Source organism: Streptomyces sp. BL1, from assembly GCF_057628045.1.
This window is the reverse complement of record NZ_JBXYWZ010000002.1, coordinates 6082501-6101904: the sequence shown is the minus strand read 5'-3', so window position 1 is coordinate 6101904 and position 19404 is coordinate 6082501. Positions and strand designations below refer to the sequence as shown.

Here is a 19404-nt window from a genome sequence, read left to right as displayed (position 1 = left end):
GTGTGGTCACTTCGGCCCCTCCGCCACTGCTCGCTCGACGTCCGCCGGGTCGAGGTCGGGCGCCCCGGCGCGCAGCCACAGAAAGTACTCGACGTTGCCGGACGGTCCGGGCAGCGGGCTGGCCGTCACCCCGAGCGCGCCGAGTCCGTGCGTGGCGGCCTGCGCCGCCACGGCCCGTACGGCTTCGGCGCGCAGCTGCGCGCTGCGGACGACGCCGCCGCTGCCGAGCCGTTCCTTGCCGACCTCGAACTGCGGCTTGACCATCAGCACCAGGTCGGCCTCGGGTGCCGCGCAGCGCACCAGCGCGGGCAGCACCAGGCCGAGCGGGATGAACGACAGGTCGCCCACGATGATGTCGACCGGTTCGCCGCCGATGCCGTCGAGCGTCAACTCCCGTACGTTCGTACGGTCCTTGACGGTGACCCTGTCGTCACTCTGGAGTGACCAGGCCAGCTGTCCGTAGCCGACGTCGACGGCGACGACGTGGGCGGCGCCGGAGCGCAGCAGTACGTCGGTGAAGCCTCCGGTGGACGCGCCGGCGTCGAGGGCCCGCCGTCCCTCGGTCTTCAGTCCGAGGGGCGCGAACGCCTCCAGCGCACCGGCGAGTTTGTGCCCGCCGCGGGACACGTAGTCGGGGTCGCCGTCGTCCTCTCGGACGACGAGCGCCGCGCTGGTCTCCACCTGGGTGGCGGACTTGCTCGCGGGGTTGCCGCCGACCGTCACCCGCCCCGCGGCGATCAGTTGGCCGGCGTGCTCACGGGAGCGGGCCAGGTTCCGGCGCACCAGCTCGGCGTCGAGTCGGCGTCGTGCCACAGTTCTTCAACTCCGGGGGGAAGGTCGATCGAGGGCGGCCAGCGTGTCGCGGAGGCCGCGGTGCACATCTTCGTACACCTCGGTGTGCCCGGAGACAGCGAGGTGGTCCGCGTCCTCCAGCCGCCGCAGCCCAGCGTCGACGGCCCCGTGCCCGGTGGGCTCGACGCCGACCCCGAGGGGCTGCGGTCCGTCGCCGTCGTCCAGGGCCGCTCCGTCACCGTCGGGCTCCGGCTCGCCGGCGGGCGGCGTCCCGTCACCGTCGGGCACCGTCTCGTCGCCGTCCCGCGCCGCGGGTTCCTCCGCGGCCGTCTCCTCGCTCATGACTCGACGCTACCGCGCCGCGCGCCCCGGACAGGCGTGCCCCGGGGCGGGCGCACCCGCCCGGGGCACGGCTCACAGGCCGTACGGGACACGGAGCTCACAGGACGTACGGGCGCGGAGCACAGGCCGTACGGGGCGCGGGGCGCGGGCCGTACGGACCGTTCAGCGCGCCGCGCCGGTCCTGGCCGCGGGGACGACGAGCGGCGTGCCCGCCTCGGGGTCCTCGATGACGCGGCACGGCATCCCGAAGACCTTCTCGACGAGTTCGGCCGTGACGATGTCGCCCGGCGGCCCCTCGGCGACGATGTCGCCGTCCCGCATGGCGATCAGGTGGGTGGCGTACCGCGCGGCCTGGTTCAGGTCGTGCAGCACGGCGACCAGCGTCCGCCCCTGCTCCTCGTGCAGCCGGGCGCACAGGTCGAGCACCTCCATCTGGTGCGCGATGTCGAGGTACGTCGTCGGCTCGTCCAGCAGCAGCAGCGGCGTCTCCTGGGCCAGGGCCATGGCGATCCACACCCGCTGCCGCTGGCCGCCGGACAGTTCGTCGACAAAACGGTCGCCGAGCTGCTCGATGCCGGTGGACTCCATGGACTCGCGGACGATCCGCTCGTCGTCGCGGGACCACTGCCGCAGCAGTCCCTGGTGCGGGTAGCGGCCGCGGGCGACGAGGTCGGCGACCGTGATGCCGTCCGGCGCGATGGAGGACTGCGGCAGCAGCCCCAGGGTGCGGGCGAGTTTCTTGGCGGGCATGCCGCCGATGTCGGAGCCGTCCAGCAGTACGGAGCCCTGCTTCGGCTTCAGCATCCGGGACAGGGCGCGCAGCAGTGTCGACTTGCCGCAGGCGTTGGGCCCGACGACGACGGTGAACGACTTGTCCGGTACGGCGACGTCCAGACCCTGCGAGATGGTCCGCTGGTCGTAGGCGAGGGTGAGCCCCTGCCCCGTCAGCCGTGCCGCGTCCGTCCCGTCGGCGGCGTCCTGCATTCCGTCCTTCACGTTCACACCCGCACCACTCGAATTGGAAGACGGCCCACTGTTGGAAGACGACCCATTGGAAGAAGCAGCACTCATATCCGTCCCGCCCTGCGCTCGGTGGCCAGCAGCCACACCAGATAACCGCCGCCCAGCACGCCGGTGATGACACCGACGGGCAGCTCGTGCCCGCCGAACAGCCGCTGTCCCGTGAGGTCGGCGGCGACCAGCAGGACGGAGCCCATGCACATGGAACTCAGCAGGTTCGGACCCGGCGACCGGGTCAGCCTGCGCGCCAACTGCGGTGCGGTCAGCGCCACGAAGGCCACCGGTCCTGCCGCGGCCGCCGCCAGCGAGACGAGCAGCACGGCGGCCGCCAGCAGCGTCATCCGTACGCGCTCGACGCGGACGCCCAGCGCGTACGCGGCGTCGTCGCCCATCTCCATCATCCGCAGGGCCCGCGCGCAGCCCAGCATGACCAGCGGCACGAGCACCGCCATCGCGCCGACGAGCGGCATGACGTCGCCCCAGCCGCGGCCGTTGAGGCTGCCGGTCATCCACAGCACCGCACGGCCCGCTTCGGTGATCTGAGCGCGTGTCAGCAGATAGCCGTTGATGCCGGTGAGGATCGCGGCGAAGCCGATGCCGACGAGCACCAGCCGGTATCCGTGCACTCCCTGACGCCACGCCAGCGCGTAGACGAGCACTCCGGTGACCAGTCCGCCGATGACCGCGCCGCCCGCAAGCGCCGCCGCGCCGCCGCCTCCGACGACGATGGCGGTGAGGGCGCCGGTCGCGGCGCCGTTGGTGAAGCCCAGCACGTCGGGGCTGCCCAGCGGGTTGCGGACGACGGCCTGGAAGACCGCGCCGCCCAGTGCGAGGGCCGCGCCGACGAGCAGCGCCGTGACGACGCGGGGCAGCCGCAGCTCGTTGACGATGAACGCGTCGGCGGGGTTGCCCTGTCCGGTGAGGGTGCGCACAACGTCCGCGGGCGACATGGGGTATTCACCGCTGCCGATGGCGAACACGGCGAGCACGAGCGCGGCCGCCAGACAGACGCCGCCGGCCGCGAGGGCACGCGGGCGGAAGGAGACCGACAGCCCTCCGGCCGCTTCCGTACGTATGACACTCATGCCTGGGCCACCCTCCGCCGCCGCACGAAGTACAGGAAGAACGGTCCGCCGAGCACAGCCGTGACGATGCCGACCTGCAGTTCGGCAGGCCGTCCCAGCACGCGTCCGAGAACGTCGGCGGCGAGCATCAGCACCGGCGCGAGCACCGCACAGTACGGCAGCATCCAGCGCTGGTCGGGACCGGTCAGCGAGCGCACCATGTGCGGCACCATCAGGCCGACGAACACGATCGGCCCGCAGGCCGCGGTGGCGGCGCCGCACAGCAGCGTGACCGCCACGATGGCGGCGGCCCGCGTCACGGCCGGCCGCGACCCGAGGGCGCGGGCGGCGTCGTCGCCCAGCGCGAGGGCGTTGAGCGGCCGCGCGAGCGCGAGGGACAGCAGCACACCGGCGGCGATGAACGGCACCGCCTTGAGCACCGTGCCGTCGTTCGCCCGCGCCAGGGAGCCGACCGTCCAGAACCGCATCCGGTCCAGGGACGCGGTGTCCAGCAGCTGTACGGCGTTGACGTAACTGATGAGCGCGGCGTTCAGCGCGGTGCCGGCCAGCGCGAGACGTGCCGGGGTGGCGCCGCGTCCGCCGCCGACCACGTACACCAGCGCCGAGACGAAGGCGGCGCCGAGGAAGGCGAAGGCGATGTAGCCGTTGTAGGAGGCGATCCCGAAGAAGGAGATGGCGGTCACGACGGCCGCGGCGGCACCGGCGTTGATGCCCATCAGCCCTGGATCGGCGAGCGGGTTGCGGGTGAGCGCCTGCATCACACCGCCGGCGAGCCCGAGCGCCACGCCGGCCAGCAGCCCGAGCAGGGTGCGGGGCAGCCGCATCTCGTGCACGACGGTGTAGGCGGAGGAACCACTGTCGACGAGGCCCTGCCAGGCCTCGCCGAAGGACAGTTGCCGTGCTCCCACGGCAAGGCTGAGCACGCATATGAGCAGCAGAAGCAGGAGGGCGGCGAGCAGGCCGGCGGTACGCAGCGCGATGCGCCCGGCGCCGCCGGCGCCCGGCGGCGCTGCGGTTCCGGACGACGGTCCTGACCGTCCGGCCGCCGAACCCCCTTCTGCCTGTGGGGACTTGATGAGAGTCACGTACGGGCTCCGGTCGGAGGCCGGCGACGAAACGCCCCGGCCACTGGACAACAACGACTTTGGTTAGGTTAACCTAACCACGAATGAGGGCCCAGGCCCGCCCCGTAGAACCCGTGAGAGAAGGCTCTGTCATGCCCAACTCGTCCGCGTCCTCCCGCCTCACCCGCCGCGGTGTGCTCACCGCCGGCGGTGTCGTCGGTATCGGCGCGCTGCTCTCCGCCTGCGGCAGCAACGGCGGTTCGGGCTCCGGGTCCGGCCAGGGCGGTGCCTGGTCCTTCACCGACGACCGTAAGAAGAAGGTGGGCCTGGACGCCGAACCGAAGCGCATCGTCGCGTACGTCGGCTCCGCGGCCGCACTCTACGACTACGGTGTCGACAAGCAGATAGTGGGCGTGTTCGGGCCGACCAAGAAGAAGAACGGCAAGCCGGACGTGCTGGCGGGCGATCTGCCCGTCGACCGGCTGGAGATCATCGGCAACGCGTACGGCGAGTTCGACATCGAGAAGTACGCCAAGGCCCGTCCCGATGTGCTGATCACGAACATGTTCGAGCCGAACGTGCTGTGGTACGTGCCGGACGAGAGCAAGTCGAAGATCCTCAAGCTGGCCCCCAGCATCGCGCTGAACGTCGCCAAGGTCTCGATGCTGGAGCCCATCAAGCGCTTCGAGGAACTGGCCGAGTCCCTGGGCGCGGACGTGAAGGCGAAGAAGGTCAAGGACGCCAAGAAGCGTTTCGAGGACGCTTCGGAGCGGCTGCGCAAGGCCGCGAAGGCGAGCGGCGGCATCAAGGTGCTGGCCGCTTCCGGCTACCCGGACCTGATGTACGTCTCCGACCCCGACATGAACGCCGACCTGCGCTACTTCAAGGAGCTCGGCGTCGAGTTCGTGAAGCCGAAGAAGGTCAGCAAGCAGGGCTTCTTCGAGGAGCTCAGCTGGGAGAACGCCGACAAGTACAAGGCCGACGTCATCATGCTGGACAACCGCACGCAGGGCCTGCAGCCCCCGCAGCTGAAATCCAAGCCGTCCTGGAGCGATCTGCCCGCCGTCAAGGCGGACCAGGTCACCCCGTGGAACCCGGAGCCGATCTTCTCCTACGCGGGCACGGCCCCGCTCCTGGAGCGGCTGGCGAAGGCGATCGAGGACGCCAAGAAGACCGGCTGACACGCCACACCCCACCCCCCATCCGCCAGGGCACGCACCACCGGGAGGAGCCCTCATGAGCACCGCAGCCCCCGAAGCACCCGCACCCGCCGTCCCGTTCGAGTTCTTCGACCTGCACGTCGTACGTACCCGGAAACTGGGCCCGAGCATGCTGCGCGTCACCTTCGGCGGCGAACGGCTCAGGGACTTCGCCTCCGGCGGCCGCGACCAGCGCTTCAAGTTGTTCCTGCCGCACCCGGGCCAGGAGGTCCCGGTGGTGCCGACCGAGGCCGGCAACGAGTGGTTCACGCAGTGGCGCGCCATGGATCCCGCGGTGCGGGGCATCATGCGCTCGTACACGGTGCGCGAGCAGCGCCGGGTGCCGGACGAGGAGTTGGACATCGACTTCGTCCTGCACGGTACGGGCGCCACGGCCGGCCCGCCCGCGGGCCCGGCCTCCCGCTGGGCGGCCGCCGCACAGCCCGGTGACCGGGTCAAACTGCTCGGCCCGGTCATCGAGAACAACGGCGGCGTGGACTTCCGCCCGCCGGAGGGCACCGACTGGGTGCTGCTGAGCGGCGACGAGACGGCGCTGCCGGCGATCGCCGGAATCCTGTCGTGGCTGCCGCCCGGCACGCACGCCAAGGTGTGGATCGAAGTCCCGCACGCCGACGACCTGCAGGACCTCCCGACCCTCGCCGACGCGGACATCACCTGGCTGGTGCGCGACAACTTCGACGGGCACCGTACGGACGCGGTCCTCGGCTCGGTCGCCTCCGCGGCCTTCCCCGGGGGCACCCCGTACGCGTGGATCGCGGGCGAGGCCGGCACGGTGAAGTCGCTCCGCCGGCACCTGGTGCGCGAGCGCGGATTCGACCGCAAGGCCGTGAAGTTCACGGGCTACTGGCGCCTGGGCGCCACCGAGGAACAGCTCGTAGAAGAAGCCGTCTCCGGCAACTGACCCCCCGACCAGGTCCGCCCCGTCCTGTCCGTCTCTTCCGCGCGGGGCGGCCCTGAACCTGTGCCCCCGGCCAACAAGCCGGGGGCACAGGCCTGTTGAACCCACGACACCTCCACCCCCCATAAGGGGCGCGGGGAACTGCGCAAGCGGGGGTCCAGGGGCGCAGCCCCGGAACGGGGTCCGGGGTGCCCCCGGTTCCGGGAAGGGGCGGGTCAGGGGCACCCCAAGGGGCGCGGGGAACAGCGCAAAACGGGGCCCAGGGGCGCAGCCCCTCAAAGCCCCAGCCGCGCCAAAGCCTTCCCCGCATCAAGCCCACACGCCCCGCCGAAGGGCGCCACACTCCACGCCGCCCCACAAAGCGCCCGCAACCCGTCCAACGGATCCAACCCCTCCCCCGAGCCGGACAGTTCAAGCACGCCGTCCCCGGCGGAAGCCGTCCAGCCCCCGCAGGTGAACCCCGCCCCCGCGGCCCACACCTCCGGCTGCCCCCGCAGCAGATCCCGCAGGTCCCGCCCCACATACGTCGGCCGGAACCGCCCCTCCGCCGCGAGGAGTTGCGCCGCGTCGGTGACCCCGGTCAGCACGAGCAGCGAGTCGACGCCCCCCGCGTACGCCCCCTCGATGTCCGTGTCGAGCCGGTCGCCGACGACCAGCGGCCGCTCCGCCCCGGTGCGCAGCACGGTCTCCCGGTGCATCGGCGGCAACGGCTTGCCCGCCACCTGTGGTTCGGGCGCCTCCCGCATCCACCGTGTGGCGATCCGCACGACCTCGACGGCCGCCCCGTTCCCGGGGGCGATGCCGCGGCCGCTGGGGATGGTCAGGTCCGTGTTGGAGGCGAACCACAGCGCGCCGCGCTGCACGGCGAGCGCCGCCTCCGCCAGCCGCCCCCACACGAGTTCGGGTCCGCCGTAGCCCTGTACGACCGCGGCGGGGCCGTCGTCGGCCGACTCGACGACGCGCAGCCCGCGTTCACCGAGGGCGACCCGCAGCCCCTCGCCGCCCACGCACAGCACCGGCGCGCCCTCGGGCACCTGCTCGGCGACGAGCCGGGAGACGGCCTGCGCCGAGGTGATCACGTCGTCGGGCCCCGCGGGCACGCCCAGCCGCGTCAGATGGTCCGCGACGGTGTCCGGCGTACGGGCCGCGTTGTTCGTCACGTACGCCAGCCGCATGCCGCCGTCGCGCGCCGACTCCAGCGACTCGACCGCGTGCGGCACGGCGTCACCGCCCGCGTACACCACCCCGTCCAGGTCCAGCAGCGCTGTGTCGTACGCCTCGCTCAGCGCGCGCTCACTGCCGTCCGGACGGGTGCGGAACCCCGTGCTGCCCTGCTGCATCGTCTCTCGCTCTCGTCGCACGTCCTGCGTCCCCCTCCCCCCGATCATCCCGCACCCGGGGTGCCGCGCCGCCGCTCCCCCGCGCTCCCCGTGCCCCGTTCCCTCCGGCAGGCCCTGGCGGCATAGCATCGGGGCATGACCGCCGACGGCCTCCGCCTCACGCCCTTCCGCGGGCTGCGATATGTCCCCGAACGGGTGGGGACGCTCGCCGCGGTGATGTCACCGCCGTACGACGTGGTCGTCCGGCCGGACGGGCTGCACCACTTGGAGACCGCCGACCCGTACAACATCGTGCGGCTGATCCTGCCGCAGGCCGCCGACCCGGCGACCCGGCACCGGCAGGCCGCCGAGACGCTCGGCCGCTGGCGTGCCGAGGGGGTACTCGCGGAGGACGAGCAGCCGGCGCTGTACGTGTACGAGCAGCGCAAGGGCGAGTTGCTGCAGCGCGGCCTCATCGGCGCGCTGCGCCTGTCGCCTCCGGAGGACGGCGTCGTCCTGCCGCACGAGGACGTGATACCCGAGGTCGTGGAGGACCGCGCCGCGCTGATGCGTGCCGCCGCGGCGCAGCCCGAGCCGCTGCTGCTCTCGTACCGCGGTACCGGCGCCGCAGCGGGCGCCACCGGCGTCATCGAACGCGCCGTGCACCGGCCGCCGCTGCTGTCGACGACGACGGAGGACGGCTTCTCGCACCGGCTGTGGGCGGTGACGGATCCGGCGGAACTGGCCGAGGCCGACGCCGACTTGTCCTGCCGGCGCGCGCTCATCGCCGACGGGCACCACCGCTGGGCGACGTATCTGCGGCTGCGCGGCGAGCGCGGCGCGCAGCCCGGGGACACACCCGCGCGGCCCGCGGACTCCCCTCTCGGCGGCGGCTCCCCCTGGGACTACGGGCTGGTGCTGCTCGTCGACACGGCCCGCTATCCCCTCCGGGTGCAGGCCATCCACCGCGTGCTGCCCCGCATTCCGGCGAAGCGCGCCGTGGACACCATCGCGGAGCAGGGCGCGTTCCGCGTCCGTACGCTGCACGCCACGCTCCCTCTGGCGCTCGACGAGCTGGAGCGCACCGCCGGCAACGCCTTCCTGCTCACCGAGGGGGACGGCACCTTCCATCTGCTCGACCGGCCGGACCGCGCGCTGCTGGACCGTACGGTCGACCCGCAACGCCCCGAGGCGTGGCGGCAGCTGGACGCGACGGTGCTCCACGCGGCGCTGCTGGACGACGTGTTGCGGGTCCCTGACCACCCGTCGGACATCGGCTACATCCACGAGGCCGACGCGGCGGTCGAGCAGGCGGCGCACCACGGCGGTACGGCGGTGCTGATGCGCCCGGTGCGCGAGGAGAACGTACGGGAGCTCGCCGAGCGCGGTGTGACGATGCCGCGCAAGTCCACCTCGTTCGGGCCGAAGCCCGCAACAGGACTTGTCCTGCGCACACTTGACAGCTGACGGGCATCTGCCGGGCGCCAGTGCGTCACGCGCGTACCGGGACCGTCTGCCGTCTCCGCCCGGCTCCCCCGCCCCGCGCGACAGGCTCGGCTGTCCTGTGCCCGAAGCCCGTCTGTCATGCGCCCCATGGCGTGTCAAGCCTCATACCGGTCGCCGCCGGGCGGCGACGAAACCGGACGTTCCGCTTCATTTCCGCGCCCCGCGGCTCCACTTGACCCCCTCCCGGCTCCCCCCTCACGAGCGCTAGGTTAGGGTAGCCTTACCTCACCACGCAGTCCCGCGTGGTGTTGCCGAGGTCCGTGTCAGGGAGGACGTTCATGAGCAGCAGGTCTCACCTGCTCAACGACAGGACAGCGGAGCACTACCGGCGCTCCCTCACCGACGGCGTCGACCGCGTGGCGGACAAACTCGCCCGCACCGACCGTCCGTTCACGGGAGCGACACCGGAGGGGCTCGGCCCCACCGTCTCCGCGATCGACCTGGAGCAGCCCCTCGCAGACCCGCAGGCCGCTCTCGACGAACTCGAAGACGTCTACCTCCGCGACGCCGTCTACTTCCACCACCCGCGCTACCTCGCCCACCTCAACTGCCCGGTGGTCATACCCGCCGTGCTGGGCGAGGCCGTACTGTCCGCCGTCAACTCGTCCCTCGACACCTGGGACCAGAGCGCCGGCGGCACCCTCATCGAGCGCCGGCTCATCGACTGGACGGCCGAGCGCATCGGCCTGGGCACCGCGGCGGACGGCATCTTCACCAGCGGCGGCTCGCAGTCGAATCTCCAGGCCCTGCTCCTGGCCCGGGACGAAGCCTGCCGCCTCGTACAGAAGAACTCCGAGACCGAGCTGCGCAAGCCCGAGATCCTGCCGCGGCTGCGCATCCTCACCTCCGAGTGCAGCCACTTCAGCATCGAGAAGTCCGCGACCCTGCTGGGCCTCGGCGCGGAAGCCGTCATCTCCGTGCCCTGCGACGAGAACCGCAGGATGCGCACCGACGCGCTCGCCGCCGAACTCGCCCGCTGCGAACGCGAGGACCTGGTCGTGATGGCCGTCGTCGCCACCGCGGGCACCACCGACTTCGGCAGCATCGACCCGCTGCCCGAGATCGCCGACCAGTGCGAGAAGGCCGGCACCTGGATGCACGTGGACGCCGCCTACGGCTGCGGACTCCTCGTCACCGGCCGGCGCCACATGCTGGCCGGAATCGAACGGTCCGACTCGGTGACCGTGGACTACCACAAGTCCTTCTTCCAGCCCGTCAGTTCCAGCGCCGTGCTCGTACGCGACGAACGCACCATGCGCCACGTCACGTACCACGCCGACTACCTCAACCCGGAGCGGATGGCCAGAAAGCGCATCCCCAACCAGGTCGACAAGTCGCTCCAGACCACGCGCCGGTTCGACGCGCTGAAGCTCTGGATGACCCTGCGCATCATGGGCGCCGACGGCATCGGCGAACTCTTCGACGAGGTCGTGGACCGCGCAGCGGACGCCTGGAAGATCCTCGCCGCCGACCCGCGCTTCGAGGTCGTCACCGAACCGCAGCTGAGCACCCTCGTGTTCCGCTACCTGCCGCCCTCGGCCGACTCCTCGCTGACCGACAAGGTCAACCTGTACGCCCGCGAGGCCCTGTTCGCCTCCGGGGACGCCATCGTCGCCGGCACCAAGGTGGACGGCAGGCACTACCTGAAGTTCACCCTGCTCAACCCGGAGACCACCCTCGACGACATCTCCGCCGTGCTCGACCTGATCGCCGAACACGCGGGACGCCGGACGACCGAACTCCAGGGCGCCGCCGACGACACGGCCGAAGCCGCCGCCTGACCCGCAGCGCAGCTCCCCCACACCCACGGATACCCGGAGTATTCACGTGACCACCCCTCACGACGCCTCGAAAGTCCACGACTTCATAGCCATCGGACTGGGCCCCTTCAACCTCGGCCTCGCCTGCCTGACCGAACCGGTCGGCGAACTCGACGGCCTCTTCCTGGACGACAAGCCGGGCTTCAACTGGCACCCGGGAATGCTCCTGGAGGACAGCACCCTCCAGACGCCGTTCATGTCCGACCTCGTCACCCTCGCCGACCCCACCTCCCCGTACTCCTTCCTCAACTACCTGAAGGAACAGGGCAGGCTGTACTCGTTCTACATCCGCGAGAGCTTCTATCCGCTGCGCGCCGAGTACAACGACTACTGCCAGTGGGCGGCCGGCAAACTCTCCTCCCTCCGCTTCCAGCACCGCGTCACCCGCGTCGACTTCGACGAGAACGACGAGCTGTACACCGTCACCGCCGACGACACCGCGGCCGGCGAACAGCGCGTCTACCGCACGCGGAAACTGGTCCTCGGCACCGGCACCCCGGCGTACATCCCCGAGTCCTGCCAGAACCTCGGCGGCGACCTGCTGCACAACTCCGGCTACCTGGACGGCAAGGCCGCACTCCAGGAGAAGGACTCCATCACGATCGTCGGCAGCGGGCAGAGCGCCGCGGAGATCTACTACGACCTGCTGCAGGACATCGACGCACACGGCTACGAGCTCAACTGGGTCACCCGCTCCCCGCGGTTCTTCCCCCTGGAATACACCAAGCTGACGCTGGAGATGACCTCGCCGGAGTACGTGGACTACTTCCACTCCCTCCCGCAGGCCACCCGCGACCAGCTCAACGCCTCCCAGAAGAACCTCTACAAGGGCATCAACACCGAGCTGATCGACGGCATCTTCGACCTGCTCTACCAGAAGAACATGCTGTCGCAGAAGCGCGGCGACGGCGCCTGCCCCACGCAGCTGATGACCAACACCGCGCTCACCGGCGCCTCGTACGACGAGAGCACCGGCCGGTACACCCTGGAGCTGCGCCAGGAGGAGCAGAAGCACGACTACTCCCTCGGCACCCAGGGCCTGGTCCTCGCCACCGGATACCGCTACCGCACCCCGGAGTTCCTCGACCCCGTCACCGACCGCATCGAGTGGGACGAGCAGGGCCGCTTCGCCGCCCGCCGCGACTACAGCGTCGACGTGACCGGCAAGGGCATCTACGTACAGAACGCGGAACTGCACACCCACGGCTTCGTCACCCCCGACCTGGGCATGGCCGCCTACCGCAACTCCTGCATCATCCGCGAACTGCTCGGCCGCGAGTACTACCCCGTCGAACAGTCCATCGCCTTCCAGCACTTCGCGGCCCCGGGCACGGAGGTCTCCCGCTGATGTCACCCGACACCCCCCTCTTCTCCCGGACCGACGAACTCCTCGGCGAGTTCGCGCTCCGCCCCCTCGCGCCCATCGCCGACGCGAAAATGCTGCACGGCTGGGTCACCGACCCCAAGTCCGCGTTCTACCTGCTGCAGGACGCGTCCCTGCCGGACGTCGAGCGCGAGTTCATGGGCATCGCCGCCGCCGAACACCACGACGCCTTCATCGGCCTGCACAACGGCCGGCCGGCCTTCCTCGTCGAGCGCTACGACCCGGCGCACGTCGAACTCAAGGGCCTGTACGAGGCGCAGCCCGGCGACATCGGCATGCACTTCCTGTGCGCGCCCACCGACAACCCCGTGCACGGCTTCACCCTCGCAGTGATCACCACGGTGATGGAGTTCCTCTTCGACGACCCCGCCGTACAGCGCGCCGTCGTCGAACCGGACGTCCGCAACACCGGCGTGCACGCCCTCAACAAGGCAGTCGGCTTCCAGATCGAGCGCACACTCGCGAAGCCCGAGAAGGACGCCTACCTCAGCTTCTGCACCCGCGAACAATTCCGGCAGTCCGGAGCGTCCCGAGGAGGGGCGACCTCATGACACGCACTCCCAGCCCCGCCGAAGCCGTCGCCCACCTCACCCCGGAGCGATGGGCACAGGCCAACCGGCAGCTCATACGCAAAGCACTCGCCGAGTTCACCCACGAGCGCCTGCTCTCCCCCGAGCAGCTGCCCAAGGAGGACGCCCGGTACGTCGTACGCTCCGACGACGACTCCGTCGAATACCGCTTCACGGCCAACGTCCTCGCCCTCGACCACTGGCAGATCGACACGGACAGCCTCGTACGCGTCCGTGAGGGCCGCGAACTCCCCCTCGACGCCCTCGACTTCATCACCGAGCTGCGCGACACCCTCGGGCTGAGCGAGGAGATCCTCCCGGTCTACCTGGAGGAGATCAGCTCCACCCTCTCCAGCACCGCCTTCAAACTCTCCCAGCCGCAGGTCGGAGCCGACACGCTCGCCCGCTCCGGCTTCCAGGAGATCGAGTCGGGGATGACCGAGGGCCACCCCTGCTTCGTCGCCAACAACGGCCGCCTCGGCTTCGACATCGCCGAGTACCGCCAGTACGCGCCCGAAGCCGGCGCCCCCGTACGCCTGTTGTGGATCGCCGCACACCGCAGCCGCGCGACGTTCACGGCCTGCTCCGACTTCAGCTACGACAAACTGCTGCTGTCCGAGCTGTCCGGCACCACCCTGCGCCGCTTCTCCGCCGCCCTCGCCGAGCTCGGCCTGGAGCTGGACGACTACTACCTGGTGCCGGTGCACCCCTGGCAGTGGTGGAACAAGCTGTCCGTCACCTTCTCCGCCGAGGTCGCCCAGCGCTACCTCGTCTGCCTCGGACACGGCGACGACGACCACGTGGCCCAGCAGTCCATCCGCACCTTCTTCAACGCCTCCAACCCCGCGAAGCACTACGTGAAGACGGCACTGTCCGTCCTCAACATGGGCTTCGTCCGCGGCCTCTCCGCCGAGTACATGAAGGCCACCCCGGCCATCAACGACTGGCTGGCCGACCTCGTCGAACGCGACAGCGTGCTGCGCGAGTCCGGGCTCCAGATCCTCCGCGAACGCGCCGCCATCGGCTACCACCCGCCGCACTACGAGGCCGCGGCCCCCAAGGGCTCCCCGTACCTGAAAATGCTCGCCGCACTCTGGCGCGAGAGCCCCGTCCCCCGCGTCGAGCGGGGTGAACGCCTGGCCACCATGGCCTCCCTGCTGCACACCGACCACGAGGGCGGCTCCTTCGCCGCGGCCCTCATCCGCCAGTCCCGGCTCAGCCCCGAGGTGTGGCTCCGCCGCTACCTCGAGACGTACCTGACGCCGCTGCTGCACTCGTTCTACGAGTACGACCTGGTGTTCATGCCGCACGGCGAGAACGTCATCCTCGTCCTCGACGAGAACGGCGTACCGCGCCGCTCGGTGTTCAAGGACATCGCCGAGGAGATCGCGGTCATGAACGACACCGCCGAACTCCCCGACGAGGTCGAGCGGATCCGCGCCGAGGTCCCCGAGGACATGAAGATCCTCTCCCTCTTCACGGACGTCTTCGACTGCTTCCTGCGCTTCCTCAGCGCCATCCTCACCACGGACAGCACCATCGACCTGGACGAGGACACGTTCTGGTCGACCGTCGCCGACTGCGTGAAGGACTACCAGAAGTCGGCACCGCACCTGGCCGAACGCTTCGAGCGGTACGACATGTTCGCCGAATCCTTCGCCCTGTCCGCGCTCAACAGGCTCCAGCTGCGCAACAACAAGCAGATGGTGGACCTCCAGGACCCGGCCGGAGCCCTCCAGCTCATAGGCGACCTCCAAAACCCCATATCCCGCTTCAAGCCGTAACACCACGCCACAAAAAAGTGGGGGCGGGAACCCGAACCGGGTTCCCGCCCCCACCACTTGTGGGCAGCTGGTCCGCCCAAGGGGCGGAACGGGTGGGCACAACGGACCGCACCCCCAAGCGACAGCGCCCCGAACACTCACGAGGCCCGGGGCGCAGCCCCAAGGAGCGTCAGCCGTCCTGCTGCGACCCCTCAGAACGCTCCGCGCCCTCCGCGTCGTCCTCGACCTCGTCAGGATCAAGCGCGTCCAGAAACTCCACCCCATCCAACTCGGCCAACCGATCCGACGCATCCGTCGTCCCGCTCTGATCCGCCTCCAACGCCTTCGCGAACCACTCGCGCGCCTCATCCTCGCGCCCGACCTCAAGCAGCACGTCCGCGTACGCGTACCGCAGCCGCGCACTCCACGGCTGAACGGAACCGGACGCCAACTCGGGGCTCTGCAGCGTCACCACGGCGGCCTCGGCCTGCCCCATGTCACGCCGGGCGCCCGCGGCGACCAGCCGCATCTCGACCTGCCCCGCCTTGTCGAGCTTCTGCACCTCGGGCTCGCCCGCCATCGCGAGGGCCTTCTCCGGCCGGCCCATGCCGCGCTCACAGTCCGCCATGACGGGCCACAGGTGCTGCAGCCCCGTCATCCGACGCGCCGCACGGAACTCCGCCAGCGCCTCCGCGTACTTCTCCGACGCGTACGCGGCGAAGCCCATGGCCTCCCGCACGGACGGCACCCGCGACGCCAGCCGGTGCGCGATCTTCGCGTACCCGTAGGCCCGTTCGGGGTCCTCGTCGAGCATGCGGGCGACCATCACCAGGTTCTTCGCGACATCCTCGGCAAGGGTCTTCGGCAGGCTCATCAGCTCCTGCTTCACGGCCTTGTCGATCTCGTCGCCGACGATGTCCTCGTCGATCGGCAGCCGCTTCAGCGGCGGCCGGTCCTGCTGCACACGGTCGTCACGCCGCGGACCACGGCCCCGGTCGTCCCGCGGGCCACGTCCGAACCCGCCGCCACGGCGGTCGCCGCCGCCCTGCCGGTCCCGGTCACGGTCACGGAAGCCCCCGCCCCCACGCCGGTCGTCATCCCGACGCGGCCCACGCGGCCGGTCGTCCCGCCCACGGTCATCGCGCCGGTCCCGCCCGTAGGACGGCCGGTCATCACGAGACGGCCGCTCATCACGCCGGTCCCGGTCACCACCGGAGGGACGGTCATCGCGCCGGTCGCCGGCCTGCCCGTACGGCCGCCGGCCACCCCGCTCATCGTCCCGACGCGGCCCACGCGGCCGCTCATCGCGCCCACGGTCATCACGAGACGGCCGCTCATCACGACGGTCCCGGTTACCACCCGAGAACCGGTCATCACGCCGGTCGTCCCGCCGGTCACGGCTGCCGCCCGAGGGACGGTCATCGCGCCGGTCACGGTTGCCCCCAGTGGGACGGTCGCCACTCTGCCCGTACGACCGGCGGCCACCCCGCTCGTCTTCCCGACGCGGCCCACGCGACGGTCCGCCGCTGTCACGGCCGCCACGGTCGCGGTCATCACGAGACGGCCGCTCATCACGCCGATCGCGGTTGCCGCCCGAAGGACGGTCGTCACGCCGGTCACGGTTGCCGCCCGAGGGCCGGTCATCGCGACGCGGCCCACGCGAACGGTCATCATCCCGCCGCGGACCCCGCCCAAAAGACGGCCGGTCATCACGCGACGGCCGCTCGTCACGACGGTCCCGGCTACCACCGGAGGGACGGTCATCACGTCGGTCCCGGCTACCACCCGAAGGGCGGTCGTCACGGGAACGGTCACGGTCACCACCCTGCCCGTACGGCCGGCGGCCTCCCCGCTCATCTTCCCGACGCGGCCCACGCGACGCTCCGCCGCTGTCACGGCCACCGCGGTCGCGGTCGTCACGGCGCTCCCCGCGTCGGTCGTCGTCCCTGCGGCCCTCGAACTGACGGGGCCGGCGCTCGGGCCGCTCGCGGTCCTTGCCGCGGTCGCGGTCGTCGGGTGAGTTGGGGGACATCGACGTGACTCCTGTCTGCGGGGGTTACCGCACATCATTCTCGCGCAGCCGCACATACGGCGCGCTCGCACAAAGGGGCGCAACAAAAAAGCCCCGGGCCCAGCGCATGCACGCTGGGCCCAGGGCCTAAAGATTGTTCGGCGGCGTCCTACTCTCCCACACGCTCCCGCATGCAGTACCATCGGCGCTGAAAGGCTTAGCTTCCGGGTTCGAAATGTAACCGGGCGTTTCCCTCACGCTATGACCACCGAAACTCTCATCAAGAGTGCCTCACCTTTCGGGAGGCGACTCCAGAGTCAAGCGAACAAGCACACTCTTCATTTAGAAGACGGTTGTTGTCTCAGACACTACACAGTGGACGCAAGCAGCTATGGACAAGCCCTCGGCCTATTAGTACCGGTCACCTCCACCCATTACTGGGCTTCCAGATCCGGCCTATCAACCCGGTAATCTCCCGGGAGCCTTAACCCCTCAAAGGGGGTGGGAGTCCTCATCTCGAAGCAGGCTTCCCGCTTAGATGCTTTCAGCGGTTATCCCTCCCGAACGTAGCCAACCAGCCATGCCCTTGGCAGAACAACTGGCACACCAGAGGTCCGTCCGTCCCGGTCCTCTCGTACTAGGGACAGCCCTTCTCAAGACTCCTACGCGCGCAGCGGATAGGGACCGAACTGTCTCACGACGTTCTAAACCCAGCTCGCGTACCGCTTTAATGGGCGAACAGCCCAACCCTTGGGACCGACTCCAGCCCCAGGATGCGACGAGCCGACATCGAGGTGCCAAACCATCCCGTCGATATGGACTCTTGGGGAAGATCAGCCTGTTATCCCCGGGGTACCTTTTATCCGTTGAGCGACGGCGCTTCCACAAGCCACCGCCGGATCACTAGTCCCGACTTTCGTCCCTGCTCGACCCGTCAGTCTCACAGTCAAGCTCCCTTGTGCACTTACACTCACCACCTGATGACCAACCAGGCTGAGGGAACCTTTGGGCGCCTCCGTTACTCTTTGGGAGGCAACCGCCCCAGTTAAACTACCCACCAGACACTGTCCCCGATCCGGATCACGGACCCGGGTTAGACATCCAGCACGACCAGAGTGGTATTTCAACAATGACTCCCCCCAAGCTGGCGCTTGGAGTTCACAGTCTCCCACCTATCCTACACAAGCCGAACCGAACACCAATATCAAGCTATAGTAAAGGTCCCGGGGTCTTTCCGTCCTGCTGCGCGAAACGAGCATCTTTACTCGTAGTGCAATTTCACCGGGCCTGTGGTTGAGACAGTCAAGAAGTCGTTACGCCATTCGTGCAGGTCGGAACTTACCCGACAAGGAATTTCGCTACCTTAGGATGGTTATAGTTACCACCGCCGTTTACTGGCGCTTAAGTTCTCAGCTTCACCACCCCGAAAGATGATTAACCGGTCCCCTTAACGTTCCAGCACCGGGCAGGCGTCAGTCCGTATACCTCGCCTTACGGCTTCGCACGGACCTGTGTTTTTAGTAAACAGTCGCTTCTCGCTGGTCTCTGCGGCCACCACCAGCTCAGGGAGCACGTCCCATCACCAGCCGTGGCCCCCCTTCTCCCGAAGTTACGGGGGCATTTTGCCGAGTTCCTTAACCACAGTTCACCCGAACGCCTCGGTATTCTCTACCAGACCACCTGAGTCGGTTTAGGGTACGGGCCGCCACACACCTCGCTAGAGGCTTTTCTCGACAGCATAGGATCATCCACTTCACCACAATCGGCTCGGCATCAGGTCTCAGGCACAAGTCCGGCGGATTTACCTACCGAACGCCCTACACCCTTACCCCGGGACAACCACCGCCCGGGCTGGACTACCTTCCTGCGTCACCCCATCACTCACCTACTACAAGTCTGGTTCGTCGGCTCCACCACACCCCTTCACCCGAAGGATCCAGGGGGACTTCACGGACTTAGCATCGCCTGTTTCGATGTTGATCGCTGTGCAGCGGGTACCGGAATATCAACCGGTTATCCATCGACTACGCCTGTCGGCCTCGCCTTAGGTCCCGACTTACCCTGGGCAGATCAGCTTGACCCAGGAACCCTTGGTCTATCGGCGCACACGTTTCTCACGTATGTATCGCTACTCATGCCTGCATTCTCACTCGCATACCGTCCACAACTCGCTTCCGCGGCTGCTTCACCCGGCACACGACGCTCCCCTACCCATCCCAGCAGCCGTTAGGCCTCAGCTGGAATGACACGACTTCGGCGGTGTACTTGAGCCCCGCTACATTATCGGCGCGGAATCACTTGACCAGTGAGCTATTACGCACTCTTTCAAGGATGGCTGCTTCTAAGCCAACCTCCTGGTTGTCTCTGCGACTCCACATCCTTTCCCACTTAGCACACGCTTAGGGGCCTTAGTCGATGCTCTGGGCTGTTTCCCTCTCGACCATGGAGCTTATCCCCCACAGTCTCACTGCCGCGCTCTCACTTACCGGCATTCGGAGTTTGGCTAAGGTCAGTAACCCGGTAGGGCCCATCGCCTATCCAGTGCTCTACCTCCGGCAAGAAACACACGACGCTGCACCTAAATGCATTTCGGGGAGAACCAGCTATCACG

General features: G+C 69.2%; 15 protein-coding genes and 2 rRNA genes (1 of these 17 only partly in view). 7 read left to right on the top strand and 10 right to left on the bottom strand.

Features of this window, described 5'->3' with window-relative positions:
* Window positions 1–6: 6 nt before the first annotated feature.
* From AC3AGO_RS26800 to AC3AGO_RS26780, 5 genes are all read right to left on the bottom strand, one after another.
* Window positions 7–813 (bottom strand): TlyA family RNA methyltransferase, encoded by an 807-nt coding sequence (locus tag AC3AGO_RS26800; protein ID WP_487822796.1) that lies wholly within the window; start codon window positions 811–813, stop codon window positions 7–9.
* A gap of 6 nt (window positions 814–819) precedes the next feature.
* On the bottom strand, window positions 820–1134 hold the full coding sequence (locus AC3AGO_RS26795) for a hypothetical protein (protein WP_487822795.1): 315 nt from the start codon (window positions 1132–1134) through the stop codon (window positions 820–822).
* A 162-nt stretch (window positions 1135–1296) separates the two neighbouring features.
* Window positions 1297–2118: an ABC transporter ATP-binding protein gene (locus AC3AGO_RS26790; RefSeq protein WP_487824832.1), complete on the bottom strand. Its 822-nt coding sequence runs from the start codon at window positions 2116–2118 to the stop codon at window positions 1297–1299.
* Between the two features lie 83 nt (window positions 2119–2201).
* Window positions 2202–3239 (bottom strand): FecCD family ABC transporter permease, encoded by a 1038-nt coding sequence (locus AC3AGO_RS26785; RefSeq protein WP_487822794.1) that lies wholly within the window; start codon window positions 3237–3239, stop codon window positions 2202–2204.
* Window positions 3236–4324, bottom strand: a complete 1089-nt coding sequence (locus AC3AGO_RS26780; RefSeq protein WP_487822793.1) for a FecCD family ABC transporter permease — start codon at window positions 4322–4324, stop codon at window positions 3236–3238. Before AC3AGO_RS26780 ends, AC3AGO_RS26785 begins: the two co-directional genes overlap by 4 nt.
* A 131-nt stretch (window positions 4325–4455) precedes the next feature.
* Between AC3AGO_RS26780 and AC3AGO_RS26775 the strand changes: the two genes are divergently transcribed.
* Both AC3AGO_RS26775 and AC3AGO_RS26770 read left to right on the top strand, forming a co-directional pair.
* Window positions 4456–5484: an ABC transporter substrate-binding protein gene (locus AC3AGO_RS26775; RefSeq protein ID WP_487822792.1), complete on the top strand. Its 1029-nt coding sequence runs from the start codon at window positions 4456–4458 to the stop codon at window positions 5482–5484.
* A 55-nt stretch (window positions 5485–5539) separates the two neighbouring features.
* Entirely contained in the window at window positions 5540–6424 is an 885-nt protein-coding gene (locus tag AC3AGO_RS26770) for a siderophore-interacting protein (RefSeq protein WP_487822791.1), read from the top strand.
* 272 nt (window positions 6425–6696) lie between these two features.
* Here the strand turns inward: AC3AGO_RS26770 and AC3AGO_RS26765 are convergent, their stop codons facing one another.
* Window positions 6697–7761, bottom strand: coding sequence for an HAD hydrolase-like protein (locus tag AC3AGO_RS26765; protein ID WP_487824831.1), 1065 nt, complete (start codon window positions 7759–7761; stop codon window positions 6697–6699).
* Window positions 7762–7896: 135 nt separating this feature from the next.
* On the opposite strand from AC3AGO_RS26765, the gene AC3AGO_RS26760 reads away from it, so the two are divergent.
* The 5 genes from AC3AGO_RS26760 (at window position 7897) to AC3AGO_RS26740 (ending at window position 14803) form a co-directional block, all read left to right on the top strand.
* On the top strand, window positions 7897–9207 hold the full coding sequence (locus AC3AGO_RS26760) for a DUF1015 family protein (protein ID WP_487822790.1): 1311 nt from the start codon (window positions 7897–7899) through the stop codon (window positions 9205–9207).
* A 317-nt stretch (window positions 9208–9524) separates the two neighbouring features.
* The gene (locus tag AC3AGO_RS26755) at window positions 9525–11027 is read left to right on the top strand and encodes a pyridoxal phosphate-dependent decarboxylase family protein (RefSeq protein WP_487822789.1); all 1503 of its coding nucleotides are present in this window, start codon (window positions 9525–9527) and stop codon (window positions 11025–11027) included.
* A gap of 46 nt (window positions 11028–11073) precedes the next feature.
* Window positions 11074–12414 carry a lysine N(6)-hydroxylase/L-ornithine N(5)-oxygenase family protein gene (locus AC3AGO_RS26750; protein ID WP_487822788.1) on the top strand — a complete coding sequence of 447 codons (1341 nt, stop codon included), beginning with the start codon at window positions 11074–11076 and terminating at the stop codon, window positions 12412–12414.
* Window positions 12414–13001, top strand: coding sequence for a GNAT family N-acetyltransferase (locus AC3AGO_RS26745; RefSeq protein WP_487822787.1), 588 nt, complete (start codon window positions 12414–12416; stop codon window positions 12999–13001). Before AC3AGO_RS26750 ends, AC3AGO_RS26745 begins: the two co-directional genes overlap by 1 nt.
* On the top strand, window positions 12998–14803 hold the full coding sequence (locus AC3AGO_RS26740) for an IucA/IucC family protein (RefSeq protein WP_487822786.1): 1806 nt from the start codon (window positions 12998–13000) through the stop codon (window positions 14801–14803). Before AC3AGO_RS26745 ends, AC3AGO_RS26740 begins: the two co-directional genes overlap by 4 nt.
* 169 nt (window positions 14804–14972) lie before the next feature.
* On the opposite strand, the gene AC3AGO_RS26735 is transcribed toward AC3AGO_RS26740, so the two are convergent.
* The 4 genes from AC3AGO_RS26735 to AC3AGO_RS26720 all read right to left on the bottom strand — a co-directional run.
* Window positions 14973–15716: a tetratricopeptide repeat protein gene (locus AC3AGO_RS26735; RefSeq protein ID WP_487824830.1), complete on the bottom strand. Its 744-nt coding sequence runs from the start codon at window positions 15714–15716 to the stop codon at window positions 14973–14975.
* Between the two features lie 5 nt (window positions 15717–15721).
* A complete protein-coding gene (locus tag AC3AGO_RS26730; protein ID WP_487822785.1) occupies window positions 15722–16393 on the bottom strand; it encodes a hypothetical protein in 672 nt (223 codons plus the stop codon).
* Window positions 16394–16949: 556 nt separating this feature from the next.
* Window positions 16950–17066 (bottom strand): 5S ribosomal RNA (gene rrf / locus AC3AGO_RS26725).
* Window positions 17067–17184: 118 nt separating this feature from the next.
* Window positions 17185–19404, bottom strand: a 23S ribosomal RNA gene (locus AC3AGO_RS26720); it runs 902 nt beyond the window's last position.